We start from the raw sequence: 24,542 nt of genomic DNA on the forward strand, positions 1-24,542 counted from the left end.
CGGGGCCGGGGCGCATGGACTCGTCATTCCGGCGTAGGCCGGAATCCATTTTGGCGGGGTGTGTGGGTGGGTCGCGGGAGGCGCCCCCATCCGCCCTTCGGGCACCTTCCCCCGCGTTGCGGGGGAAGGGACTTCGTTGGGGCGGTGATGCGGACCCGGGGCGCATGGACTCGTCATTCCGGCGTAGGCCGGAATCCATTTTGGCAGGGTGTGTGGGTGGGTCGCGGAAAGCGCCCCCATCCGCCCTTCGGGCACCTTCCCCCGCTTTGCGGGGGAAGGGACTTTTTCCGGGTCAGGCTTCGAGGGCTTTGAGGAGGCCGCGGGCCTTGGCGCGGGTTTCGTCGAGTTCGCGGTCGGGGATGGAGTCGGCGACGATGCCGGCGCCGGTGCGGAAGCGGACTTCGGTGCCGCCTTCGCGCGGGAGGACTTCGGCGCTGCGGATGAGGATGTTGAGGTCCAGGTCGCCGTCGCGGTTGAGCCAGCCGAAGGCGCCGGTGTAGGCGCCGCGGGCGACCTGTTCCAGTTCGGCGATGATCTGCATGCAGCGCACCTTGGGGCAGCCGGTGATGGTGCCGCCGGGGAAGGTGGCACGGATGACCTGGCCGGGCGTGGCGTCGAGTTTGAGGCGGCCGCGCACGTTGCTGACGATGTGGTGGACGTGGGCGTAGCTTTCGACGGTCATCAGTTCGTCGACCTGCACGCTGCCGGGCAGGCAGACGCGGCCCAGGTCGTTGCGTTCCAGATCGATGAGCATGACGTGTTCGGCGCGTTCCTTGGGATGGCCGACCAGTTCGCGGATGCGCGCGGCGTCATCGTCACCGGGAAAGCGCGGACGGGTGCCTGCGATGGGCCGGGTTTCGACCACGTCGCCACGCACGGACACCAATCGTTCCGGCGAGGAACTGACCACGGCCCAGCCCTGCCCCGCGAACAGGCCGGCGAACGGCGCGGGATTGGCGGTGCGCAGGCGGGCGTACAGCGCGGATGGTTCCAAGGTGCCGTCGAACCAGGCTTTCCAGGCGCGCGAGAGGTTGACCTGGAAGACATCGCCGGCGGCGAGGTAGTCGAGGATGCGGACGACGCCGTCGGTGAAGCGTCCGGGCGCGTCTTCGTCGATGCGCAGCGGCGGATGCCAGGCGGGCAGTCCCGCTGCGGGCGGCGAGGCGAGATCGGCGGTGACGCGATCCAGCAGCGCGGCGTGGCCCTGTTCGGCAATCGCCACGCAATCGCCGGTGCCGCGATCACGCAGGATGGCGGCGGGGCAACGCAGGGCGACGGCGATCGGTATGCGCGCGTCATCGTCGCGTGGCGGCAGATGCAGGACGGGTTCGACTTCGCCGGCCAGTTCGTAGGCCAGCAGCAGCGCCCAGCCGCCCCGGAACGGCCAGCGCGGTTCTTCGCGATCGATGCGCGCGGCCTGCCAGTGGGCGTCGAGGGTGTCGAGGAAGTTGGCATCCCGCGACGTGCCGTGCAGGTCGCGCACGCTGCCATCGTGATGCAGGGTGAAGCCTTCGCCTTCGTCCGCCATCAGCAGCATGTCCCAGCGTCCCTGCACGGTGCCGGAGGCGACCGATTCCAGCAGCACCGGATAGCGCGCGGGATCGCGTCGATGCAGGGTCAGCAGATCGGTATCGGGGGACAGCGCGCGGGTTTCGATCATCGTCATGCGGGGCGCGGCGGGAGCAATGCGCATTGTGCCGGATGTGGTGGGGATTCAGGCATCGCGGGTTTGCCCCCATCCGCCCTTCGGGCACCTTCCCCCGCTATGCGGGGGAAGGGACTTTTCGTTTGGGCTCGGAGGAACGGATGGATGGCTCGTCCTCCACCTGCACCGAGAGAACGGTCGCCGAGTTCATTGAAACCGATTCGTCGCCCTTCCCCCGCCTGCGGGGGAAGATGCCCCGCAGGGGCGGATGGGGGCGCTCTTGGCGACGGCCCCCTATTCCGTCATCCCGGCGAACGCCGGGATCCCTCTTCGCGGGAAGGTGAATTGGTTCAGCCGGCTACGCATTGCGCGGAGAATGGATTCCAGCGTTCGCTGGAATGACGGCAATAATTCATGGCGAAAAACAAAACCCCTCGCATTGCGGCGAGGGGTTTTGCGTGTGCGTGATGTCGCCGAACCTCAGATCCGCTTGAACACCAGCGTGCCGTTGGTGCCGCCGAAGCCGAAGCCGTTGGAGACGGCGATGTCGATCTGCTTCTGGCGCGCGGTGTTCGGCACGTAGTCCAGGTCGCAGCCTTCGCCCGGGTTGTCCAGGTTGATGGTCGGCGGAATGATGCCGTCGCGGATCGCGAGCACGGAGAAGATCGCTTCCGCGCCGCCAGCCGCGCCCAGCAAGTGGCCGGTCATCGACTTGGTGGAGCTGACCATGATCTTGTACGCGTGGTCGCCCAGCGCGCGCTTGATGGCCAGGGTTTCGGCCAGGTCGCCCTGCGGGGTGGAGGTGCCATGCGCGTTGAGGTATTCGACCTGCTCGATGGAGAGGCCGGCGTCCTTGATGGCGGCCAGCAGGCAGCGGGCCGGGCCTTCGCCGTTTTCGCTGGGGGCGGTCATGTGATGCGCGTCGGAGCTGGCGCCGAAGCCGGCCAGTTCCGCGTAGATGCGCGCGCCGCGCGCCTTGGCGTGTTCGTACTCTTCCAGGATCAGCACGCCGGCGCCGTCGCCCAGCACGAAGCCGTCGCGATCGCGGTCCCACGGGCGCGAGGCGCGGGTGGGATCATCGTTGCGGGTGGACATGGCCTTCATGGTGCAGAAGCCGGCCATGGAGGTCGGCGAGGAGCCGAGTTCGGCGCCGCCGGCCACCATCACGTCGGCGTCGCCGTACTGGATGGTGCGCATGGCCACGCCGATGGAGTGGTTGGAGGTGGCGCAGGCCGAGACCACCGAGAAGCTGGGACCCTTGATGTTCTTCAGGATCGACAGCTGGCCCGGCAGCATGTTGATGATGGTGCTGGGCACGTAGAACGGCGAGACCTTGCGCGGGCCGCCTTCGTGCAGCTTGATGGTCTGTTCCTCGATGCCGTGGATGCCGCCGATGCCGGAGCCGACGATGGCGCCGATGCGCTCGGCGTTGGCTTCGGTGATTTCCAGTCCGGAATCGTCCAGCGCCATGAACGAGGCGGCGATGCCGTAGTGGATGAACGGATCCATCTTCTTCGCGTCCTTGGGGGAGACGAAGGCGGTGGGATCGAAGTTGCGGATTTCACCCGCGATCTGGGTGGTGTAGGCCGAAGCATCGAACGAGGTGACCATGCCGATGCCGGACCGTCCATTGACGATGCCGTCCCAGCTGGTGGCCATGTCGTTGCCCAGCGGCGACACCAAACCCATTCCCGTAACGACGACGCGACGCCGGCTCATAACACGCTCCTCAAATGCATTTGTTTCGGTACGCCCGTTTTGCTGGCCGGGCGGTGCGACCCCGGACACGCGCGGGGCCGCATGCGCGGCCCCGACACGAAGACTTCAGAACGCCGGGCTTACGCCTTGACGTGGGCCTTGACGTAGTCGATGGCCTGCTGCACCGAAGTGATCTTCTCGGCTTCCTCGTCCGGAATCTCGCACTCGAACTCTTCTTCCAGCGCCATCACCAGTTCAACGGTGTCCAGCGAGTCGGCGCCCAGGTCATCGACGAACGATGCGCTGTTGGTGACTTCTTCTTCCTTCACGCCGAGTTGTTCGACGACGATTTTCTTGACGCGTTCTTCGATGCTGCTCATTGGATATCGCTCCAGACGGAGATTGGGTGACTAGTTGATTTTGCCACGCGGGGCGATGGCAAACCGGGGGATAGTGTAGTGGAAACCGGCGGCGGCGGGCAGATGCCCGGATTCGCCACCGAATCAACCACTTACGGCTATTTTTTGTTACGGCATGTACATGCCGCCGTTGACGTGCAAGGTCTCGCCGGTGATGTAGCCGGCCGAAGGGCCGGCCAGGAACGCGACCGCGCGGGCGATGTCGGCCGGTTCGCCGAAGCGTCCGAGCGCGATCTGGCCGAGCATGGCGTTCTTGGCGTCTTCCGGCAGCGACTTGGTCATGTCGGTATCGATGAAGCCGGGCGCGACCACATTGACGGTGACGCCGCGGCTGCCGATTTCCTTGGCCAGCGACTTGGAGAAGGCGATGATGCCGGCCTTGGCGGCGGCGTAGTTGGCCTGCCCGGCGTTGCCGGTGACGCCGATGACCGAGGCGATGTTGACGATGCGGCCCTTGCGCGCCTTCATCATGCCGCGCATCACCGCCTTGGAGGTGCGATAGACGCTGGTGAGGTTGGTATCGAGGATGGCCTGCCAGTCCTCGTCCTTCATGCGCATGAGCAGGTTGTCGCGGGTGATGCCGGCGTTGTTGACCAGGATCGAAACCGGACCGAACTGCTTGGCGATGTCCTCGATCAGCGCCTCGACGGCGGCCGCATCGGTGACATTGAGTTCGCGGCCGTGGCCGCCACGCTCGGCCAGGCGCTCGCCGATGGCCTGCGCGCCGCCGGCGGTGGTGGCGGTGCCGATGACGGTCGCGCCCTGGGCGGCGAGCTCATCGGCGATGGCCGCGCCGATGCCGCGGCTGGCACCGGTGACGAGGGCGATTTCGCCTTGCAGGGGTTTGCTCATTGCGGGGTCCTCGGAATCAAGGGCACGCGCGGGGCGTGCGCCGGAAGGATGGAAGGGGCGGCGGGCTCAGGCGGCCCAGTCCGCCAGCGCGCCCTGGAAGTCGCCGACGCCGCCGATGGCGCGGGCGTCCAGCGCCTTGTCGATGCGCTTGACCAGACCGGTCAGCACCTTGCCGGGGCCGCATTCGGCCACCCGGGTGACGCCCTGCCCGGCCAGCGCCTGGACGCATTCGGTCCAGCGCACCGGCAGGTACAGCTGGCGCACCAGCGCATCGCGCAGGCCGTCCAGATCCGCATGCACCTGCGCATCGACATTCTGCACCACCGGCAGCGCCGGGGCATGCCAGTTCAGGCCCACCATCACTTCGGCAAGGCGGTTGGCGGCTTCGCGCATCAGCGGGGTGTGCGAGGGCACGCTGACGGCCAGCTTGACCACCTTGCGCACGCCGCGCTCGCCCAGCAGGGCGATGGCGCGATCCACGGCTTCGGTATCGCCGCCGATCACGATCTGGCCGGGCGAGTTGTAGTTGGCCGGCACGACCACGCGCGAGTTGGAGGCCTGTTCGCAGACTTCGGCGACTAGGGCATCCTCGGCGCCGAGCACGGCGGCCATCGCGCCGACGCCCTCGGGCGCGGCTTCCTGCATCAGCTGGCCGCGCAGGCGCACCAGGTGCGCGCCATCGCGCAGCGACAGTGCGCCGGCGGCGACCAGCGCGGTGTATTCACCCAGGCTGTGGCCGGCGAGCACGGCCGGCGCGGCGCCGCCCTGCTGCCGCCACGCGCGCCACACCGCCACGCCCGCCGCCAGCAGGGCCGGCTGGGTGTATTCGGTGCGGTTGAGCATTTCCTCCGGACCGCCCTGCGAGAGCGCCCACAGATCCACGCCGGCGCCGTCGGAGGCCTCGGCGAACGCTTCGCGCACGATCGGATGCAGCTCCGACAGTTCGGCCAGCATGCCGAGCGACTGCGAGCCCTGGCCGGGGAAGACGAATGCGAGCGGGGTGGAGGTCACGCGCGGGTCCGGTGAAAAAAAGCGAGCGGGGATGATACGTGCGAAAGCGCCGGATTGTCTGTACCCAGGCGTATTGCGCGCCCTGCCCCGCGGCGCCGCAACCATCACCACCCACACCTCTTTCCTGTGGGAGCGACGTCAATCGCGCGCTTTCAGCGCAAACCCTCCGCACTCCGATGACGCCGCTCATGACGGCTTTGTCGCCTTGCTGCCCATGACGAATCCGCCGATGCGCCACACGCACCGCAGGGTGCACGACGACGCAGCGTTTCCATCAATGGCGAGCCGCATCCCTTCGCCGCCCCAAAAGCAAAAGGCGCTCCCAAGAGCGCCCTTTGCGATATCAGGGATGAAGAACGTCGCCTGCGTTCAATAACGCAGCAGCGCCGAGCCCCAGGTGAAACCGCCACCGAAGGCTTCCAGCAGCACCAGTTGTCCGCGCTGCACGCGGCCGGAGCGGATGGCTTCGTCCAGCGCCAGCGGCACCGAGCCGGAAGAGGTGTTGCCGTGCTTGTCGACGGTGACGATGACGTTGTCCATCGACATCTCGAGGCGACGCGCGGTCGCCTCGATGATGCGCAGGTTGGCCTGGTGCGGAATCAGCCAGTCCAGATCGTGCTTGTCCAGGCCGTTGGCTTCCAGGGTTTCGTCCACGACCGAGTCCAGCGCCTTGACGGCGTACTTGAACACGTCGTTGCCCTTCATGTGGATGCGGATGCCGTTGTTGGGCGCGGTCTCGTCGAAGCCGGCGGACACGCCGACCGGGTTCCACAACAGTTCCTTCTTGCTGCCGTCGGCATGCAGGTGGGTGCTGAGGATGCCGGTCTCGGTGTCGGCCTTGAGCACGGCCGCGCCGGCACCATCGCCGAACAGCACGCAGGTGGTGCGCTCGGTCCAGTCGACGATGCGGCTGAGGGTTTCGGTGCCGATGACCAGGGCGGTCTTGACGTCACCGGAACGGATGAACTTGTCGGCCACGCTCAGGGCGTACAGGAAGCCCGAGCAGGCGGCGTTGACGTCCATCGCGGCGCAGCCTTCGGCGCCCAGGCGGGCCTGGATGAGGCAGGCGGTGGACGGGAAGATCAGATCGGGGGTGGTGGTGCCCACCACGATCATGTCGATTTCGGAGGCGTCGACGCCGGCGGCTTCCAGCGCGCGCAGGGCGGCCTGATAGCCGAGATCACCCGCGGTCTGGCCTTCCGCGGCGATGTGGCGCTCGCGGATGCCGGTGCGGCTTTGAATCCATTCGTCGCTGGTGTCGACCAGCTTGGCCAGGTCGTCGTTGGTCAGGACCTTCTCCGGCAGGTAGCTACCGGTTCCGGCGATACGCGCGTAAATCCGCCCGTTAGACTGCTGGCTCATGCCCGCTCCCGTTGCTGGCCCGCAACGGGGCCCTGGATACCACGACGATGATGGCGGGCGCGTCCGCGGCGAAGCGGACGCGCCGGGTGCGCATCAATCTTCTTCGACGACCGAGGTCTTGGTCGCGATGACCTTCTTGCCACGGTAGTAGCCGTCGGCGGTCACGTGGTGACGCAGGTGGATTTCACCGGAAGTCGGATCGGTGGACAGCTGCTTGGCGGTCAGGGCGTCGTGCGAACGGCGCTGACCACGGCGGGACGGGGTGACTCGGGATTTCTGCACAGCCATGGGATTGCTCCAGCTATAAACTTGAAATGAATCTGCGATTCGTATTGCCAGACCGCCGAAGCGGCTAGTTCTTTTTCAGCGAGGCCAGCGCCGCGAACGGGTTGGCCTTTGCCAATTCTTCCTCTTGCGCCGGCCAGTCACGCTCCACCGCGTCCGATTCCGGATTGACCGGAACCACCGGAACGGCGAGGACCAGTTCGTCCTCCACCAGATCCGCCGGGTGCAACATGCCGTCCTCCGGCACCAGCAACGCTTCGTAGTCCGGCGGCAACGCGGCCTCGTCGGCCTCGTCGCGCACCAGACCCAGCCGCTGCACGAGACTGACCGGAAGCAGGAATCGCTGCAGGCTGCGCTGGCACACCAGCGGCAACTGCGCCTCGATCCTCAACTCCACGTACGGCACACGCAGCGCGTCTTGATCGAATTCGATCGTATAGCGTGCGTCGCCTTCGGTATCGTTCAGCAGACCCTGCAAGCGCGTCATGGCGGACAGCGGCAGGCGGCCTTCGAAACTGCGCCGTGCCGCGACCATGCGCCAAGCATCCAACATCTCGGGCGTATTCGCGGACATAAGCCGCTGAATGTTAAGGACTGCGCGCCGAGCTGTCAAACCTGTCCCATCGCCACAGGATAAGGGATTGCCGGACGCGGCCCCGCTCGGCAGACTGCCCGCCCCTTTCCCCGGTCCGCCACGATGCCCCTGCTGCTCGCCTCGACCTCCCGCTACCGCCGCGAACTGCTGGAACGGCTGCGTCTGCCCTTCCATGTGGCCCGCCCGGACGTGGACGAGACGACCCTACCGGATGAGGCCCCGGCCGCGCTGGCGGCCCGCCTGGCCCGTCTCAAGGCCGCTGCGATTGCCGCCCACCACCCCGAGGCCTGGGTCATCGGCGCCGACCAGGTGGCCGAGGTGGACGGCCAGGCCATCGGCAAGCCGGGCCATCGGGACACCGCCATCGCCCAGCTGACCACGATGTCCGGCCGGGCCATCCGCTTCCACACGGCGCTGTGCCTGCTGCGCGAAGCCCCGTTGCAGGAGGGAACCCCGGCGGAAAGCACCCTCCACGAGGCCAGCGACGTGACCACGGTGCGGTTCCGGGCGCTGTCGGCCGAGGAAATCGAACGCTACGTGGATGCCGAGCAGCCGTTCGACTGCGCCGGCAGCTTCAAGAGCGAGGGGCTGGGCATCACCCTGTTCGAGGGGATCGACTCGCAGGACCCGACCGCCTTGATCGGATTGCCGCTGATCGCCCTGTCGCGGCTGCTGCGCGCGGCCAGGTTCCATCTGCCCTGAGGACCGCACCGGCGCCGCGTGATGGCGGGCGCCGGTCGGCGCGTCAGGGCCGGATGTCGATCGGCCGCTCTTCCCAGTCCTCGACGCTGCCGTCGTTGCCGTGCAGGCGCAGGCCGAGCCAATGACGGCCCGGCGGCAACGCGGAGGCGTCGATCTCGGCACGGAAGCCGACCCGCGGGTGCTGCGGATCGTTGGAGATCCGCCAGAACGCGGCGACCCCCGGTTCGGGCCGCCCGTACTCGGCCTTGGCCACCGGCTTGCCGTCGATCAGCACGTCGACCCCCTTCAGGCCCACGCCTTCCTTGAAGGCCCAGCCCTGCACCGGGACGCGCGGCGGCACGCCCGCGCGCGACACCGGCGTGTCGATCCACGCCATCGCCGGCGCCACGCAGGGCCCCTTCGCTTTTTCCTTCGGCAGGGCGAACAGCAGGAAGCGCTGGTGACCGTGGTCGATGTTGACCACGCGGGGCGGCGGCAGCGGTCCGACCTGCCGGCACAGCGTGTGGTAGTAGTCCAGCAGGTGCTTGTACTGCACGTCGCCGTGGCCGATCACCAGCAGCACCGGGGTATCGCGGGTGCCATCGTCCTGCAGTTTCCAGAGCTGCAACTGTGGCGCGCGGCCGTGCTTGCGGTTGAGCGGATGATCCAGCACGCGGATGTCCGGATCGTCGAGCGCGAAACCCAGTTCCGCACCGACCTTGAAACTGCCGGCCAGCAAGGTAGTTTCGCCAGGCAGGCGGGTGCGCTCCTCGCGCACGGCACGCGCGAGATGCGACCAGCCGGCGAAGTTGTAGGGGTAGTACTTCTCCGCGGCGAAGCGTTCGCGCCAGGTCGGTACCGATGCGATCAGGTAGTAGGCGAGCATCGCCACCACGCCGACACCGGCCAGCGCCCACAGCGCGCGCCGCCAGAAGCGCGGCCAGGTCCCGATCAGCGCGGGCACCGCCAGGATCAGCGCCAGGTAGCCGGGCAACGGCCAGTGGAAACTTACCCGTTCGACGTCGGCAAAGAAGCCCAGCACGAAAAAACCCAGCGTCGACGCCATGCCGAGCAGGCCGAAGTAGCGCCATTGCGGTGGCGTGCCGACGGTGGTGCGGCTGGCGCGTACGCCGGCGATCATCAGGGCCGCGAACAGCAGCGGCGTGACCATCAGCGCCTGGATGACCACGAACCACCCGCCAGTGGGCTGGAATGACCAGGGATGGCGATCGACCAACTGGAAGCGCAGGCCGGCGTCGGCGTACTCCAGGTTCCAGGCCAGCAACGGCGCCCACGCGGCGACGCCCACCGCCAGCGCGATCCAGATCCGCGGATCGCGCAGCAGGCGGCGCCCCTCCGGCAGGCACAGCAGGGCGACGAAACCCACGCCGATCACGCCGAGGAAGCGGTAATGGCTGAGCGCACCGATCGCCAGGCCCAGCGCGAGCTCGGCGGCGGAGATCGCATCGATCTCGCGCAGCAGGCGCGCGCCGGCATCCAGGCAAAGCACCGCCGCCAGCGCCATCGGTACATCCGGCAGCGCCAGCAGTCCCAGGGTGCCGGACAGCGGCATCAGCACGGTCAGGGTGCCAGCCTGCCAGCCGGCGGTTTCGTCGAACCAGCGCCGGGTGATGTGTGCGATCAGCCAGGGAATCAGCGCCGCCATGATCAGGAATGGCGCGCGCAGGGCGAGCCGATGCTGGCCGCCCAGTTCGGTGCCGAGCCGGGTGAGCCAGGCGGTGAGGCCGGGCAGATCCGAGTAGGCCGCGGCCAGGTGGCGCCCCTCCTGCCAATAGAACGCCTCGTCGACGAACAGCGGCAACCGGGCCGCGATCACGACCTTGATCACGGATGCGACCAGCCACACGGCCAGAAACACTTTTCTCGCATTTGCCACGTCCTGCATGCCGCTACACTTCCTCTTCATCCCGACTGTCAGGTCCAGAGCACACGATGCCCACCCCACCCACGCCACCTATGCTATCCGATGCCCTGCGCGACGCCCTGAAGCGCGCGCAGGAACAAGTCAACGCGCTGGTGCTGGGCAAGGCATACGAGGTGCGGTTGGCGTTCGTGGCGCTGCTGTCCGATGGGCACCTGCTGATCGAGGACCTGCCCGGGCTCGGCAAGACCACGCTGGCGCACGCGCTGGCCGCCACGCTGGGATTGGGTTTCCAGCGCGTGCAGTTCACCTCGGATCTGCTGCCCGCCGACGTGCTGGGCGTATCGGTCTACGACGGCGCGGCGCGGCAGTTCCAGTTCCATCCCGGCCCGGTGTTCACCCAGGTACTGCTGGCTGACGAAATCAACCGCGCGCCGCCGCGCACCCAGAGCGCGCTGCTGGAAGCGATGGCCGAACACCAGGTGACGCTCGACGGCGTCACCCACGGCCTGCCGGATCCGTTCTTCGTGATCGCCACCCAGAACCCGGTGGATCTGTCCGGCACCTATCCCCTGCCCGACTCGCAGCTGGATCGTTTCCTGCTGCGGCTCAACCTGGGCTATCCCGGCGCGGAGGCCGAGCGCGCGCTGCTGGCCGGCGAGGATCGGCGCGCGTTGATCGCCCAGACGATGCCGCTGCTGAGTTCGGAGGACGTGATCGCACTGCGCGCCGCGGTGAACCAGGTGCACGCCAGCGAAGCCCTGATTGTCTACGTGCAGGCGCTGCTGGCGCGCAGCCGGCATCATCCGGGCGTGCGCGTGGGGCTGTCGCCGCGTGCCGGCATCGCGCTGTTGCGCGCGGCCCGCGCGCATGCGCTGTTGCTAGGTCGTCAGCATGTGTTGCCGGAAGACATCCAGGCCTTGTTCGGCGTGGTGGCGGCGCACCGGCTGGTCGCCGAGGCGGAAGCCGATTCCACCGTGGCGCTGGCCAAGGCGATCCTGCACGCGGTGGCGGTGGACTGAATCCATGGCGATGACGCTGAGGCAACGCGCGAACCGACGCCTATCGCGGTTCGCGCGACCGCGCCAGCCCGAATCACTGCCGATCCGGCTGGACCGTCGTCGCGTCTACGTGCTGCCTACGGGGTTCGGCCTGTTCTACGCGCTGCTGGTCGGCACCATGCTGGTCGGCGCGCTGAACTACAACAACAACCCGGCGCTGCTGCTGGCGCTGCTGTTGGCTTCGGCGGGACTGGCCAGCCTGATCGTGGCGCACCTGCAGTTGTCCGGCCTGCGCCTGGATGCCCTGTCCGCCGAGCCGGTCGCGGCCGGGCAGCCGTTGCGGGTGCAGATCGCGCTGTCGGCGCGGGATCACCGCGCGCGCCGCGGGCTACGCCTGGCATGCGAGGACGTGACCGGCGTGGTGCCGCCGATGACCGATGCGGTGGTCGCGGAATTGAATCTGCCCACTCACCGGCGTGGCTGGCTGGATCCCGGTCGCCTGCGGATCTGGACGACGCAGCCGCTGGGCCTGGCGCACGCCTGGGCCTGGTTCTGGCCCAGGCAATCCCTGCTGGTGTATCCGGCCCCGGAAGCGCATGGACCGCCGCTGCCCGAAACTGGCGGCGGCGGCACTCGCGCGCGACAACAGGCCAGTGGCGAGGATGTGCACCACCTGCGCGCCTATCGCACCGGAGACCCGCTGCGCGCCATTGCCTGGAAGCCGTCCGCGCGCCGCGACCAGTTGCTGGTACGCGAATTCGAGCAACCGGTGGGCGTGGAGGTGGAACTGGCCTGGAGCGCGCTCGCCGCCTTGCCGGGCGAGCAGCGCATCCGCCGACTGGCGCACTGGGTGGATCTGGCCGAACGCGAAGGCCGCCGTTACCGGTTGCGCCTGCCGGGAGAAACCGTGCTCGGTCCTTCGCAGGGACCCGCGCATCGGCATGCCTGCCTGCGCGCACTGGCGTTGCTGCCCGATGCATAGCACATCGGCCCGCCCCGCTTCGCCGCTGGACCGCGCCAATCGCCTGTGGGTGCTGGCGGCCACCGCTCTGTGCATGCTCGTATTGCTGTTGCAGTTGCCGACCGGATTGGCGTTGGGCACCGCCGCATTGGCCGTGGTCATGACCGGCCTGTCCTGGCGGCGACCGGTGCCTGGCCTGCTGCGGTTTCTGTTGGCGATCGCGATCATCGGTGGCGTGCTGACGGTGATGGGCATGCGCTTCGGCCGCGACACCGGCTGCGCGCTGCTGGCGGCGATGCTCGCGCTCAAACCCGCCGAAACCGTCAGCCTGCGCGACGCGCGCAGCCTGCTGGGTTTCGCCCTGTTCGCGCCATTCTCGGCGTTCCTGCTGGACCAAGGCCCCCTGACCCTGCTGTTGGCGACGCTCGGGGTCAGTGCCGCCCTGCTGGCCTTGTCACGGCTGGCCGATGCGGACGTACCGGCGGGAGGCGCGCCCGCCCTTCCCGCCCGCCAGCACCTGAGGGCGGTCGGGCGCTTGCTGCTGCTCGGCCTGCCACTGATGCTGGCAACCTTCTGGCTGTTTCCGCGTTTCCCCACGCCGTTGTGGGGCGTGCCGGAACGCGCACTCGCGCAACCGGGCCTGTCGGATCGGATGTCGCCCGGCGGTTGGCTGGATCTGATGGCCGACGACACGCCTGCCCTGCGCGTGCAGTTCTTCGGTGCCACGCCCACGCCGGATGAAATGTACTGGCGCGGACTGGTGCTGTGGGATTTCGACGGCCGCGACTGGACCCGCGCGCGCGGGATGCCGCCGCTTTCGGCCAATGCCACGTCCTCGCAGCCATCGCCGCGCTGGGACTACGAAATGATGATTGAGGCGACCGAGCAGCGCTGGCTGGTGGCGCTGGATCTGCCGCTGGCGGCGCCGGCCGATGCCCGCCTGGATCGGGATAGGACCTTGGTCACCCGGCAGCGCATGAACGGCGTGACCCGCTGGCGCGCACAATCGGCGCCGCCGGCCAGCTTCGACACGGATCTGCCACCACTGCTGCGTGAACGCGCGTTGATGCTTCCGGAAGGACTGAATCCACGCACCCGGGCGCTGGCGGCGCAATGGCGCCGCGAAGCCGGCACCGATGATCTGGCCATCGTGCGCCGCGCCATGGCCTGGATTCGCCGCGATTTTGCCTACACGCTGGAAACACCGTTGCCCGGCCGCGACGGCGTCGACGAGTTCCTGTTCGACCAGCAGCGTGGTTATTGCGAGCATTTCAGTTCCGCGTTCACCACGCTGATGCGCTCGGCCGGCATACCGGCGCGGGTAGTGGTGGGCTATGCCGGCGGCTATCGCAACCGTTTCGGTGACTATTGGGTCGTGCGCAAGATGGATGCGCATGCCTGGAGCGAGGTATGGCTGCCACAGCGTGGCTGGGTACGGGTGGATCCGACGGCCGCGGTCGCTCCCGAGCGAATTTTCGACACCCTGGAGGATCGACTGGGTGCCGCCGGCAATGGCGCGTTGCAACGCAATCCGCTGTTCGACGCCAGCGACTGGCTGCGGCGTGGCTGGAACGATTTCGTCCTTGGGTTCGACGCGCGTCGGCAGCAGGACCTGTTGCGTCGCGTTGGCCTGCCTCGCCTGGATACGACCGGCCTGGGCTCGGTGTTCGCCTTGACCGCGCTGCTTGCCCTGGGCGCCATGGCCTGGCTGCTGGCGCGGGGCGAGCGCGAACGCGATCCGCTGCTGCGGGCCTGGCATGCGCTGGGCGCGCGCTACGCCAGGCTGGGACTGGCACGGCAACCACATGAACCCGCGCTGGCATGGGCACAGCGGGTGGCGGCGAGCCATCCCGCCGCAGGCGCGAGCCTCGTTCCGCTCAGCCAACGTTTCGCCGAAGCGCGCTACGCTGCCGCCGTGAGCGACATTCCCGCGCTGGTCCGCGACCTGCGCCGCCATCGGCCCTGAAGGAGATTTCCATGAAGCTTCGTCACCTCTTGCTTGCCGGCGCGGTGGCGGCCCTTGCCGCCTGCGCCACCGCCCCGCAGCCCCTGCAGGGCACGTTTACCCCGGTCACCCCGCGCGATGCCGTCGCCGGCGCGCAGGTGGGTTCTCAGGTCCGCTGGGGCGGCCGCATCATCGACACCAAGCCCGGCCAGGACAGCACTTGCTTCCAGTTGGTCTCGCGCCCGCTCAACGCCACCGGCCGGCCGATGGAATCCGCGCCCGACGCGACCGACGGGCGCTTCATCGCCTGCCGCTCCGGTTTCTATGATCCGGCGGTGTTCGCACCCGGTCGCGAAGTGACCTTCGTCGGCCGCATCAACAGCTACGAAAACACCCGCATCGGCGAATACGACTATCGCCTGCCGAAGGTGGACGCCGACGTGGTCTATCTGTGGCCGGAAGTGCGCGAGGTCGAAGTCCGTCCGTCACCGTTCTACGACCCGTTCTGGGGTCCCTACTGGGGCCCGCGCTGGGGTTATTGGGGCTGGTGGTGAACCGGCCTGTGACCTGACCGGTCACCCGATGCGAAAACGCCGCTCGATGAGCGGCGTTTTCTTTTGGTGTGTTCCCGCGTCCAGAAAGCGCTGCGGTCATCGGGATGCTCTCCGTCGTCATTCCGGCGCAAGCCGGAATCCATTTTACGGAACAGCGAATCACCGCGGATGCACCGGACTCCACGCAGACATGGATTCCAGCCTGCGCTGGAATGACGAATTCGGACATCGGCAAGGTGGGCGGAAACCGGGGAACCACATCACCGCAACTCAGCGACCCGGCACACCGAAATGCCCCAGCGGAGCGCCGGCCAGCAGGTGCAGGTGCAGGTGGAACACGGTCTGCCCCGCATGCTCGCGGCAGTTGATGACGACCCGGTAGCCGTCCTGGGCGAAGCCTTCCCGGCGTGCGTACTCGGCCGCGGCCAGCACCAGCTTGCCGACCAGCGCGGCCTGCTCCGGCAGCAGGTCGTCCATGGTGGGAATCAGCACGTGTTTGGGAATGAACAGCACATGCACCGGCGCCTGCGGTGCGATGTCCTTGAAGCCGAGCACGTCGTCGTCTTCATGGACGATGGTGGCGGGAATCTCGCGGCGGAGGATCTTGCCGAACAGGGTGTCGTTCTGGGTCATGGCGATAAGTTCGGGATTCGGGATTCGGGATTCGGGATTCGGGATTCGGGAAGGATAGCGCCCCTCCGCCCGATGCCGCGAATCCCGTCAGCATGGCCCTGCTATGGCATCTCGCTGCGCGAGCCGAAGGCGTGCGAGAGGGTGCCGCGATCCACGTACTCCAGTTCGCCGCCGAGTGGCACGCCGTGGGCCAGCCGGCTCGGCTTGACGCTGTGCTGGCGCGCCAGTTGCGCCAGGTAGTGCGCGGTGGCCTCGCCCTCCACGGTGGGATTGGTGGCGATAATGAGTTCGCTGACCTCGCCCTGCTTCAGGCGCTCGCCCAGTTGATCCAGCCCCAGCTCGCGCGGGCCGATGCCGTCCAGCGGCGACAACCGGCCCTGGAGGATGAAGTACACGCCGCGATAGCCGGTGGCCTGTTCGATGGCGAGGCGATCCGCCGGTGATTCGACCACGCACAGCAGATGCCGATCGCGGCTGCCACTGGCGCAGATCGCGCAGATTTCGCCTTCCGTGAAATCACGGCACTGCCCGCAATGGCCGATCTGGTCCAACGCCACCGCCAAGGTCCCGGCCAGGTGCTTGCCGCCCTCGCGCTCGCGTTCCAGCAGGTGATAAGCCATGCGCTGGGCGGTCTTCTGGCCCACGCCCGGCAGCACGCGCAGGGATTCGATCAGTTGTTCGAGCAGGGAGGTGGTCACGCGATGGTTTCGTAGCGGGCCCGCTCGCACAGGGGGTACGCGGCCATGAAGCCGGCGATCCGTTCCCGCATCACGTCGACCGAATCGCCGTAAAGGTACAGGGCCGTTTCCGCGGGCCCTTCCCAATAGCTCTGGATGCTGCCGGCACCTTCCAGCAGGCGCTCGATTTCCGACCAGACGTGGTTGACGTCGGATTCGGCGTAGACCTCGGGTTTCAGCTCCGTACCGTTCAAATAGATCGCCAGCCCCTCGAGCTTGCCGAAGGCGACCTGTTGCTGCACGCCTGCATGCTCGAACTCCAGCCGGGATCCCCGCGGCGCCCCCATCTGCTCCAGCAGGCTGCAGATCTGGGGAACCGCCTTGTCCATGTCGTGCACGTCCAGATCGATGCCGCAGTACTCGATTTCGCCGCTTTGCGCCTGCATCGTGCCGCCCCCGGTGACCTCGGCCATCCCGGACTCCTCGAGCGCTTCCTGCAGCGGATCCTCGTAGAGCTCGGCCCTGTCGAGTGGACGAAGGCGCGCATTCAGATGGGCATAGACGAAGGTTGCCGGCGGCGACATGGGCATGCGAATCGACGTGGGGAATTCAGTGGTTCAAAACGGCAGCTTCATGCCCGGCGGCATCGGCATGCCGGCGGTCAGCGCGCCCATGCGCGACTTGGATTCGGTGTCGATCTTGTTGGAGGCATCGTTGAAGGCCGCGGCCACCAGATCCTCCAGCATTTCCTGGTCACCCAGCAGCGACGGATCGATGCGGACCTTGCGGCATTCCTTGGCGCCGGTCAGGGTGACACTGACCATGCCGCCGCCGGCATTGCCGGTGATTTCCAGCTTGGCGATTTCTTCCTGGGCGCGCTGCAGGTTCTCCTGCATCTTCTGCGCCTGCTGCATGAGTTGGGCGATGTTTCCACGCATGTGTGCTTACTCTTCGAATGGACGGATGGAATCCGGTACGACCTTCGCGCCGTGTTGCTGGATCAGGCGCTGCACGTCCGGGTGGTTCATGAAATCCTGCTCGGCGGCGGCCTGCTGTTCGCCGCGCTCGCGATCGGTGCGCTGGCGCAATGTTTCCGACGCCGCCGGCGCAGCCTGGAATACGATCTTGGGCGCGGTTCCATAGCGCTGGGCGATGGCGTCGCCCAGATCGCGCAGGGAACGTTCCGAGCGCAGGTAGTCGAAGCCGGGATCCAGCGACAACTGCAGCACGCCGCTGTCGTAGCCGACGAAGCCGGCATTCTCGACCAGTTGCCGGGTCGCGCCCTTGAGTTCGCTGCTGCCGGCGAAATGCATCCAGACATCGGCGTTGGTGATGCCAATGTCGGAGGAAAAGGCGAAATCGCGATCGGCCGCGCGGTCTTCCGCTGGCGATGCCGCCACCGGAGCCGGAGCGGGAGGAGCAGGCGGCGGCGTCATCGCCTGGGACGGAGCGATTGCCGTCGGCGTCGGGCTCGGAGCCGCGCGCGGCGGCTCGACCGGCCAGGGCGGGGTGTCATCGTTCGGTGCAGAGGCCGGCCGGGTGCTGCCTGCCGTGACCGGGGCCCGCTCATGCGCAGGTTCGGCGACAGGCGCTGCCGGCCTTGCCGGCGCCGCTTCGCGTACGGGTGCGGCCGAGACCGATGCGGGTGCAGGGGTGGATTGGGTCGCCGGGGCGGATTCGACCCTGCCCTCGCCCGCCGGTGCCGGGCGGAACGCCAGCATCCGCAGCACGCTCATCTCGAAGCCGGCGCGCGCACTCGGCGCTAGCGGCAGGTCGCGGCGCCCGCCCAGGGCCATCTGGTACCACAGCTGCACCACTTCCGGGCGCAGCCGCGAGGCAAACCGTTCGGCGTCCCCATGGTCGCCGTCCAGACCAGCGCCGGGCACCAGCTGGCGCACCTGGATGCGGTGCAATGCTTCGGCCAGCGCTTCCAGCACGCCGTCCCAGTCGGGAGAAAAGTCGGCCAGCGCGGCGACCACCTGCAACAGCTTCTCGCCATCGCCTTCGGCCAGGGCCTCCAGCATCGCGCCGACCTGGGTGCGGTCGACGGTGCCGAGCATGGTGCGCACGCCCTCGTCGCGCAGCGCGCCGCCGGCGTAGGCGATGGCCTGATCCAGCAGCGACAGGCCGTCGCGCAGGCTGCCATCTGCGGCGCGGGCGATCTGGCGGATCGCGCCGTCATCGGCCTCGATGCCTTCCGCGCCCAGGATCTTGGCGATCTGGCCGGCGATCTGCGGCTCTTCCAGGCGCTTGAGGTTGAACTGCAGGCAGCGCGACAGCACCGTCACCGGCAACTTCTGCGGGTCGGTGGTGGCGAGCAGGAACTTGACGTGTTCCGGCGGCTCTTCCAGGGTCTTGAGCAGCGCGTTGAACGCCGCCTTCGACAGCATGTGCACTTCGTCGATCAGATAGACCTTGAACTTGCCGCGCGACGGCATGTACTGCGCGTTCTCGATCACTTCGCGGACGTCGTCCACGCCGGTGTTCGACGCGGCGTCGATTTCCAGCAGGTCGATGTAGCGGCCGGCGTCGATGTCCAGGCAGGCGGCGCATTCGCCGCAGGGATCGGCGCTGGTGCCCTTTTCGCAGTTCAGCGACTTGGCGAAGATGCGGGCGATGGTGGTCTTGCCGACGCCGCGGGTGCCGGTGAACAGGAAGGCATGGTGGACGCGGCCGGTATCCAGCGCGTTGCTGAGCGCGCGGACCACGTGTTCCTGCCCCACCAGTTCGGCGAAGCGCTTCGGACGCCACTTGCGGGCGAGGACGAGATAGCTCATCGGTGGATTTTGCCACACCCGGTCTCGGCCCAGGCCGGTTCCCGGCCGCTACACTGCCGGCCAGGACGGACGCCGGACGCGTCCACGACAAGGATCCGCATGTTCCATCGCTTTTCGGCCATTCCGGCCGCGCTTTGCCTGCTGCCCGTGGCGTCTCCCGCGTATGCGGACGGCCCGACGGTCGACAGCCAGGTCAAGGCCCTGCATATCGCCGTCCGCGACGCGTTGCCGCCGCCGCGCGACCCGCAGGTGCTGGAGGAAGGCCATTTCTGCCGGATGCAGGTGATCACGCCGAAGACCTCCGCCGGCCGCGCCGTCGCGGCCCGGGGCTGGTACGTCACCAGCGAGGTCCCGCTTGCCGGCCATACCAGCGTGGGCGCGTTCAGCCGGGGCGGCGAAGGCACCAGCGGCACCTGCTTCATCGCCGACGGCAACATTTTCGTGTTCCGCGGCCCGGCGCTGGCCGCCATCGTCTACGGCGATGCGTCGGATGAAGACAGCGGGGGCCTGATCGGTGGCGTCACCGGAACCACCCTGCCTGACCGGGTCCGGATCACCGATCGCACGCCGCCCGATATCGCCCACGCCGATCTGCAGTTCGGCGCCGACACCATCACGGTGGTGCCGGTGGCTGAACGGGAAACGTTCTGCGGCCGCCTGGAACTGCCCAATCTTCGCGGCAAGGAGATCCCGGAAGTCCGCAAGCTGCTGGCCCGGCAGGGCTGGCGCCCGGATCCGCCCGAAGCTCCCGAGGAAGCCGGATACGACGCCGCCAATGGTTATCGCGCCGAGGGAATGCCGGAATTCGAGACCTGTTCGGGCACCGGATACGGCTTCTGCGCGGTGAACTATGCGCATGCCGGCGGTGCACGGTTGCACGTGACCACGGTCGGCGACGAACCGCCCACCGTGTCGGCCTATGACGTCGAGTGCGCCTCCCGATGAGCCCTCCGGATGCTTTTGCCCTGCCCGGGGAAATTCCGTAGAATGCCCGACTCCCCGCGGGACCGGCAGGTTCCTCGGGGACCCGGAGAGGTGTCCGAGTGGTTGAAGGAGCACGCCTGGAAAGTGTGTAAGCGTCTAAACCGCGCTTCGGGGGTTCGAATCCCCCTCTCTCCGCCAGATCACGCAAACCCCTGACTCGTCAGGGGTTTTTCGTTTCTGGCCCCGACCGGGTGCAGGACACAAATCGGGACACATCTCCCGATGCGCATTCCCCATCATCTGGTTCGTTCCTCTTCAGGGCTCTGGTCGTTTCGTCAGCGCGTTCCTGCTGACCTCCAAGAGCTGCTAGAGCGTCGCCTCATCAAACGCACCCTGCGCACGAGCGACCTCGGCGAGGCCCGCTTGCGCGCCCTTCTGCTGGCGTCCCGGTATGCTCAAGCCTTCATCAAGCTAAGGGACCGGCGGATGGACAAGCTGGGGAAGAAAGAGGCCGAGGAATTGCTCGCCCGGCTGACGCAGACCGAGGGCCTCAAGGACCTCACCCTTCATCGGACGCGAGCCCCTGACGGAAGCGTTACCGAGCGCTGGCAGATCGACTCGGACGAGGACCTGCGCCTCTTTCAGCAAGCCCAACGTCAGTCGAACGACCCCTTGCTGGATGCGGTCAACTCTCCCCTGTCAGCGCGCGACTTCGCCGCGGCCCGGGCGAAGATCACCCCAATCACCCTGGCGGACGCTCGGGACGGGTGGCTGGCCAGCTTGCAGGGCAGCACGCTCCCTAAGACCCTCGTGATCAAGAAAACCGCCGTGGAGGCCCTGGTCCGCTTCCTGGGAAGCAAGACCAAGCTGCACACGGTCACTCGGACGGATCTGGCACGCTGGTATCAGCACATGCGCGACGGGGGTGCCTCTACCCCTACCTTAACCAACAAGCAATCGTATGTAGGCGGTCGCAGTGGCTTCTTCGAATGGGCCCAAGCATCCGGCTATTTCCCCAAGGGCGACAATCCGGCGGCCGGCCATGTCTCGTATTCGATTCGGGAGAAGCGGGCCCGGAAGAAGTTCGGGTTTAAGGCCTATGACGCACACCAAGTCCAGGCGCTGTTCGCTCCGGCGGCCTTCGAGGGCTTAGCGCTGTCCGCCCGCTGGGCTGCCGTCATTGGGCTCTACACCGGCGCCAGGGCATCCGAGGTCGGCCAACTCCTGACCGGCGACGTCATCGAGGAAGACGGCCTGCTGTGTATCCGGGTGTCCGACGAGGGCGAGCACCAGAAGGTCAAGACCGAAGTCAGCCTTCGGACCGTGCCAGTCCATCCAGACTTGTTGGCGCTGGGCTTCCGAGAGTGGGTCGACGGCCTTCGTGCCGCTGGCGCCGAGCGCCTTTTCCCTGCCGCCAAGGCAGACGCGAAAAACGGCCAAGGGAACTGGATCACCAAAGCCTTCGGCCGCCACCTGGAACTGGTGGGAAAGAACTGGCCCGCAGGCAAGCGAGGCTTCCACTCGCTGAGAAAGACCGTGATCCAGTCGCTTCAAGGCGCGGGCGTGCCATCCGAACTGCGCGCTCAACTCGTGGGACACGAACTCGACGACGAGCACCACTCGACTTATAGCCGCGATTTCACTGTGCGTGAAAAACTCGATGGCCCTGGGCCCACCACACCGGGACTTTCCGCGCTTGGTTTCGGATTGAACCTGCCTGCGCTCGCTCAATTGTTACTCGACACCGCACCGAAGCCACGTGCTGGACGCAGGCGCTTGGTAAATAGTTGAACCTGCGGACTAAAGAGAAAAAGTGTGAAAAAGTTCCGGAGCACAAGCTTGCGCAAATCGTAAATGCTGTTTGGCTACGAGTCCCTCCCCGCAACAGGACTGCCCATGCCAGACGCACAAATCCGTATCGCTGCTCAACTCTTAAGCGGAAGCCTCCACCGAGTAAGGGGCCTCAGCGCAGATGAGCGATCTGAAGATCTTCGACTCGCACTTGAACTGGCAGAGGAGCTCCTTCGGCAACGCGGGCACGGCGTTCCGACTTTCGAGAACTCACCGCCCACGTCCGAACTCGGTCCCAGGCTCTCATCAACGAAAGAGCGCGTCATCGAACGCGAGCCGCTCGCCCCCCTCGATACGCTTCTCGCTAACCGCCGTGGGCGAGCGCTAGAGGGCCCTGAGAAGCCAGGGCGCAAAGGACCCACGCTCCACTGAGCTCGCTGCGCCCTTCTCCATAAGGACGCCCCGCTTAGCGGGGCGTTGTCATTCAATGTAAACGAGGCGAACGTGGTGGATGCGTCTTCTGGCTCGCCTTGAGCTTGGACGCATCGAGGGGTCCGAAGGCGGGCGCGAGGGCATCGGACTCGATGGGATAGCTCTTCAGCATCTGCCCGCTCCACTCCTCCACTGCTTCTACAGCGCTCACTAGCCGCTGTTCGCACGCGGCTTCGGCCTCGGGTGACCGGGCCTCCCTGGCGGCCTTTAGCGACGCCAAGCGCTGCTCGATGGCGGCCAGCCTGCGTCCGCGCCGTCTTGCCCAGTCCTTGTCCATCCCGTCGGAGGGCTTCGGGTTGGATTCGACGAACTCTTCCAGAGCGTGCTCCGCGCGGTGAAGCAACTTCAACGCGTGGCGCTCGGCGATTTGCCGCCGCTTCCATTCCGTCGCCCACCGTTTCAGGGTCTTGAGCCGCTTCACGAGTTCCCGCAGGTCGGTGCGCAATCTCGAATGCTCAGCAAAGGTGGCAAGGCGACCGGCGTGATCTTCCAAGAAACGACGGGTGTTCTTGAGCAGATCGAGGACCGCCGCTAGAGCTTCATCGAGCCACAACTGGACTGCCTCACCGAACAGGTCCCGTGCCGAAGGACCTGGCGACCGAGGAGGCACCGCGATCTGTCCGACGGTCAGACCCGCGATCCCGTGGACTCTGCGCATCTGCCCGCCGCCGGGTAGCATCAGGTCGACACCCTGGCGGTTAGCTTTCTGGCGATCATGGCGGGCCTGCTCCGGACCGTGCCCATCCGTCGATTCCATTGCCCTACCCTCATGCTCAAACGCCTCGAGGAGCTTCTCGAACTCCTCATCGTTCTCGTCTTGGATTCCCGCATTGAGTGCGGCGCGCTCGGCGTCTTCGCCTCGCCGGGCCAAGGCCGACGCGTTCTTTCCGACATGTTGCGTGGGCCGGCGGCTCAACAGCGCAGCGGACACTATGTCGCCTCGGGCCATGGCTGCTGCGGCTTGGGCCTCAAGGCTTCGGTGATCCACTTGGGCGCCTACCTGCGCAGCAGCGAGGTGAGCATTGGTCACCCTAGCCACCATTTCCCGCACCCATTCGACCTCTGACTTCCCGGAGGGGCCACCATCCAATTCGCGGGTCTTGTCTGCCAAGCCTTCGGCATCCAGGCGGCGCGTAGTGGAGAGGATGTGCAGATGCCAGTTCAAACCGTCTCTGGCGTCAGGGGAATGGATACTCGCTTGGGCGGCGAACCGGTAGCGTTGCACCAGTGCTCGGGTGATCTCCGCGGCAAGGGCCGACCTTTGGCCGTCATTGAGTTCGTGCGGCAACGCCACCTCGAACTCCCTTGCCACTGTCGCATCCTTTCGGCGTTCTGCGTGTTCCGCAGCCGACCACAGCCGCGCCGGAACCATGGACCACTCGGGCGCGTCGTCAGGGACCACGCAGCGGGTCTCCACGACACCACCGCGCCGGCGGTAGTCGTGTCGTGAACCCGTCTTTTCGTCAACGAGCAGCAGGCCGGCGCGGTAGGCGGCTGCGGCGACAGACGAATGGCCTTTGGCGCGGCTGAAGGTTTTGACGCGAGCGTGGTAGATGGCCATGGGAGCTCCTGCTTGTGCTCCGCTCTTTATGCCTTGGGTTCAGATTTTCGCAAGCCGCTTGCGGCTTGGGGTTCCAGGGGCGAAGCCCATGGCGCACGCGTCACGGAGTGACGCCTAAGTGCGCTCTTGCTTACCAATTTTGCGTCTCGCTCTTCAGGTTTTCTGATTCTCGCGATGAACCAATCTCAAGACTAGAGATAGCTTGACGATAGCCGCTTTCCTGCTTGACTTAGTTTTACGAGAGAGGAGCAACGCATGACCACCACCAATCACTATCACGATCAAATTCAACGAGCGACGGAGCGACTGGCCAAGCTTCAAGCGCGCGAACTTTTAGCGCAACAGCGCCACGCGGCAAAAATCAAAGAAATGCAACGTCGCGAAGAAGGTAAGCGCCGCACGCGGTTGGCAGATCTCGTATTTCTTGCTGGGGCTGAATCGCTAGAGGATGCAGAGCTGGTGGGCGCACTGTTGAAGCACGTGGAAAATCGGAGCGACTCCGCGATCCGTAACCAGGCGCGTTCAATGGGCGCGTCTCTGATGGCGGTCACCAGCGCTGAGGAAAACCGCAGCGCGCTCTAACTTTTGTCGCGATCTCTGCCCAAGCGGACACGCCACGGGGTTACAGTCGTCCAAAGCTGGCTGAGATAGCCGCCGCTGCGGTAGCACTGACATTACGCCAGGAAGGAGTAGCAATCATCTTCACGGGGACCGGCAACGCCGGCGGCTTTATCAATACCCCGGACAGCTTCTGGGAAGAATATGGCTGGTGACCAACTTATCGACCATACGCTGA

23 protein-coding genes and 1 tRNA gene are annotated in these 24,542 nt (G+C 66.8%); 9 read left to right on the top strand and 15 right to left on the bottom strand.

Going from position 1 to position 24,542, the window contains the following annotated elements; all coding sequences use genetic code 11:
• Positions 1–292 precede the first annotated feature (292 nt).
• The 8 genes from AC3DE2_RS14110 to AC3DE2_RS14145 all read right to left on the bottom strand — a co-directional run bounded on the left by AC3DE2_RS14110 (position 293) and on the right by AC3DE2_RS14145 (position 7,846).
• Complete coding sequence (locus AC3DE2_RS14110; RefSeq protein WP_488426846.1) at positions 293–1,660, bottom strand: aminodeoxychorismate synthase component I; 1,368 nt, start codon at positions 1,658–1,660, stop codon at positions 293–295.
• A 465-nt stretch (positions 1,661–2,125) separates the two neighbouring features.
• On the bottom strand, positions 2,126–3,364 hold the full coding sequence (fabF, locus tag AC3DE2_RS14115) for a beta-ketoacyl-ACP synthase II (RefSeq protein WP_295379198.1): 1,239 nt from the start codon (positions 3,362–3,364) through the stop codon (positions 2,126–2,128).
• A gap of 119 nt (positions 3,365–3,483) precedes the next feature.
• Positions 3,484–3,723: an acyl carrier protein gene (gene acpP / locus AC3DE2_RS14120; protein WP_093297108.1), complete on the bottom strand. Its 240-nt coding sequence runs from the start codon at positions 3,721–3,723 to the stop codon at positions 3,484–3,486.
• Between the two features lie 147 nt (positions 3,724–3,870).
• A complete protein-coding gene (gene fabG / locus AC3DE2_RS14125) occupies positions 3,871–4,614 on the bottom strand; it encodes a 3-oxoacyl-ACP reductase FabG (RefSeq protein ID WP_183637634.1) in 744 nt (247 codons plus the stop codon).
• 66 nt (positions 4,615–4,680) lie between these two features.
• Positions 4,681–5,625, bottom strand: a complete 945-nt coding sequence (gene fabD, locus AC3DE2_RS14130) for an ACP S-malonyltransferase (RefSeq protein ID WP_488426733.1) — start codon at positions 5,623–5,625, stop codon at positions 4,681–4,683.
• A 369-nt stretch (positions 5,626–5,994) separates the two neighbouring features.
• The gene (locus AC3DE2_RS14135) at positions 5,995–6,987 is read right to left on the bottom strand and encodes a beta-ketoacyl-ACP synthase III (RefSeq protein ID WP_488426734.1); all 993 of its coding nucleotides are present in this window, start codon (positions 6,985–6,987) and stop codon (positions 5,995–5,997) included.
• A gap of 93 nt (positions 6,988–7,080) precedes the next feature.
• The gene (rpmF, locus tag AC3DE2_RS14140) at positions 7,081–7,275 is read right to left on the bottom strand and encodes a 50S ribosomal protein L32 (protein WP_488426735.1); all 195 of its coding nucleotides are present in this window, start codon (positions 7,273–7,275) and stop codon (positions 7,081–7,083) included.
• Between the two features lie 64 nt (positions 7,276–7,339).
• Positions 7,340–7,846 (bottom strand): YceD family protein, encoded by a 507-nt coding sequence (locus AC3DE2_RS14145; RefSeq protein ID WP_295376571.1) that lies wholly within the window; start codon positions 7,844–7,846, stop codon positions 7,340–7,342.
• 123 nt (positions 7,847–7,969) lie between these two features.
• Here AC3DE2_RS14145 and AC3DE2_RS14150 point away from each other — a divergent pair, with 123 nt between their 5' ends.
• On the top strand, positions 7,970–8,569 hold the full coding sequence (locus tag AC3DE2_RS14150) for a Maf family protein (protein WP_488426736.1): 600 nt from the start codon (positions 7,970–7,972) through the stop codon (positions 8,567–8,569).
• Between the two features lie 43 nt (positions 8,570–8,612).
• Here AC3DE2_RS14150 and AC3DE2_RS14155 read toward each other — a convergent pair whose 3' ends face one another.
• Complete coding sequence (locus AC3DE2_RS14155; protein WP_488426737.1) at positions 8,613–10,454, bottom strand: ArnT family glycosyltransferase; 1,842 nt, start codon at positions 10,452–10,454, stop codon at positions 8,613–8,615.
• A gap of 47 nt (positions 10,455–10,501) precedes the next feature.
• On the opposite strand from AC3DE2_RS14155, the gene AC3DE2_RS14160 reads away from it, so the two are divergent.
• The 4 genes from AC3DE2_RS14160 to AC3DE2_RS14175 are packed head-to-tail and all read left to right on the top strand — an operon-like array spanning position 10,502 to position 14,891.
• Entirely contained in the window at positions 10,502–11,452 is a 951-nt protein-coding gene (locus AC3DE2_RS14160) for an AAA family ATPase (RefSeq protein WP_295376564.1), read from the top strand.
• Positions 11,453–11,462: 10 nt separating this feature from the next.
• Positions 11,463–12,413 (top strand): DUF58 domain-containing protein, encoded by a 951-nt coding sequence (locus AC3DE2_RS14165; RefSeq protein WP_295376573.1) that lies wholly within the window; start codon positions 11,463–11,465, stop codon positions 12,411–12,413.
• The gene (locus AC3DE2_RS14170) at positions 12,406–14,358 is read left to right on the top strand and encodes a transglutaminase TgpA family protein (protein ID WP_488426738.1); all 1,953 of its coding nucleotides are present in this window, start codon (positions 12,406–12,408) and stop codon (positions 14,356–14,358) included. Before AC3DE2_RS14165 ends, AC3DE2_RS14170 begins: the two co-directional genes overlap by 8 nt.
• A gap of 11 nt (positions 14,359–14,369) precedes the next feature.
• Positions 14,370–14,891 carry a Slp family lipoprotein gene (locus AC3DE2_RS14175; RefSeq protein ID WP_295376562.1) on the top strand — a complete coding sequence of 174 codons (522 nt, stop codon included), beginning with the start codon at positions 14,370–14,372 and terminating at the stop codon, positions 14,889–14,891.
• Positions 14,892–15,161: 270 nt separating this feature from the next.
• Here AC3DE2_RS14175 and AC3DE2_RS14180 read toward each other — a convergent pair whose 3' ends face one another.
• The 5 genes from AC3DE2_RS14180 to dnaX all read right to left on the bottom strand — a co-directional run bounded on the left by AC3DE2_RS14180 (position 15,162) and on the right by dnaX (position 18,978).
• A complete protein-coding gene (locus AC3DE2_RS14180; protein ID WP_295376559.1) occupies positions 15,162–15,524 on the bottom strand; it encodes a histidine triad nucleotide-binding protein in 363 nt (120 codons plus the stop codon).
• A gap of 101 nt (positions 15,525–15,625) precedes the next feature.
• Positions 15,626–16,222 carry a recombination mediator RecR gene (gene recR / locus AC3DE2_RS14185; RefSeq protein WP_295376557.1) on the bottom strand — a complete coding sequence of 199 codons (597 nt, stop codon included), beginning with the start codon at positions 16,220–16,222 and terminating at the stop codon, positions 15,626–15,628.
• Positions 16,219–16,791 carry a hypothetical protein gene (locus AC3DE2_RS14190; protein WP_488426739.1) on the bottom strand — a complete coding sequence of 191 codons (573 nt, stop codon included), beginning with the start codon at positions 16,789–16,791 and terminating at the stop codon, positions 16,219–16,221. Before AC3DE2_RS14190 ends, recR begins: the two co-directional genes overlap by 4 nt.
• Positions 16,792–16,818: 27 nt before the next feature.
• The gene (locus AC3DE2_RS14195) at positions 16,819–17,139 is read right to left on the bottom strand and encodes a YbaB/EbfC family nucleoid-associated protein (RefSeq protein WP_295376553.1); all 321 of its coding nucleotides are present in this window, start codon (positions 17,137–17,139) and stop codon (positions 16,819–16,821) included.
• A 6-nt stretch (positions 17,140–17,145) separates the two neighbouring features.
• Positions 17,146–18,978, bottom strand: coding sequence for a DNA polymerase III subunit gamma/tau (dnaX, locus tag AC3DE2_RS14200; protein WP_488426740.1), 1,833 nt, complete (start codon positions 18,976–18,978; stop codon positions 17,146–17,148).
• Positions 18,979–19,077: 99 nt separating this feature from the next.
• On the opposite strand from dnaX, the gene AC3DE2_RS14205 reads away from it, so the two are divergent.
• From AC3DE2_RS14205 to AC3DE2_RS14215, 3 genes are all read left to right on the top strand, one after another.
• Complete coding sequence (locus AC3DE2_RS14205) at positions 19,078–19,923, top strand: hypothetical protein (RefSeq protein ID WP_488426741.1); 846 nt, start codon at positions 19,078–19,080, stop codon at positions 19,921–19,923.
• An 84-nt stretch (positions 19,924–20,007) separates the two neighbouring features.
• Positions 20,008–20,100, top strand: a tRNA-Ser gene (locus AC3DE2_RS14210).
• A gap of 84 nt (positions 20,101–20,184) precedes the next feature.
• The gene (locus tag AC3DE2_RS14215) at positions 20,185–21,693 is read left to right on the top strand and encodes a DUF6538 domain-containing protein (protein WP_488426742.1); all 1,509 of its coding nucleotides are present in this window, start codon (positions 20,185–20,187) and stop codon (positions 21,691–21,693) included.
• Positions 21,694–22,177: 484 nt separating this feature from the next.
• Here the strand turns inward: AC3DE2_RS14215 and AC3DE2_RS14220 are convergent, their stop codons facing one another.
• Positions 22,178–23,746 (bottom strand): MobA/MobL family protein, encoded by a 1,569-nt coding sequence (locus tag AC3DE2_RS14220; protein WP_488426743.1) that lies wholly within the window; start codon positions 23,744–23,746, stop codon positions 22,178–22,180.
• Between the two features lie 255 nt (positions 23,747–24,001).
• Here AC3DE2_RS14220 and AC3DE2_RS14225 point away from each other — a divergent pair, with 255 nt between their 5' ends.
• Complete coding sequence (locus AC3DE2_RS14225; protein WP_488426744.1) at positions 24,002–24,328, top strand: hypothetical protein; 327 nt, start codon at positions 24,002–24,004, stop codon at positions 24,326–24,328.
• Positions 24,329–24,542: the final 214 nt, after the last annotated feature.

Source organism: Pseudoxanthomonas sp. 68-E7 (assembly GCF_057773145.1).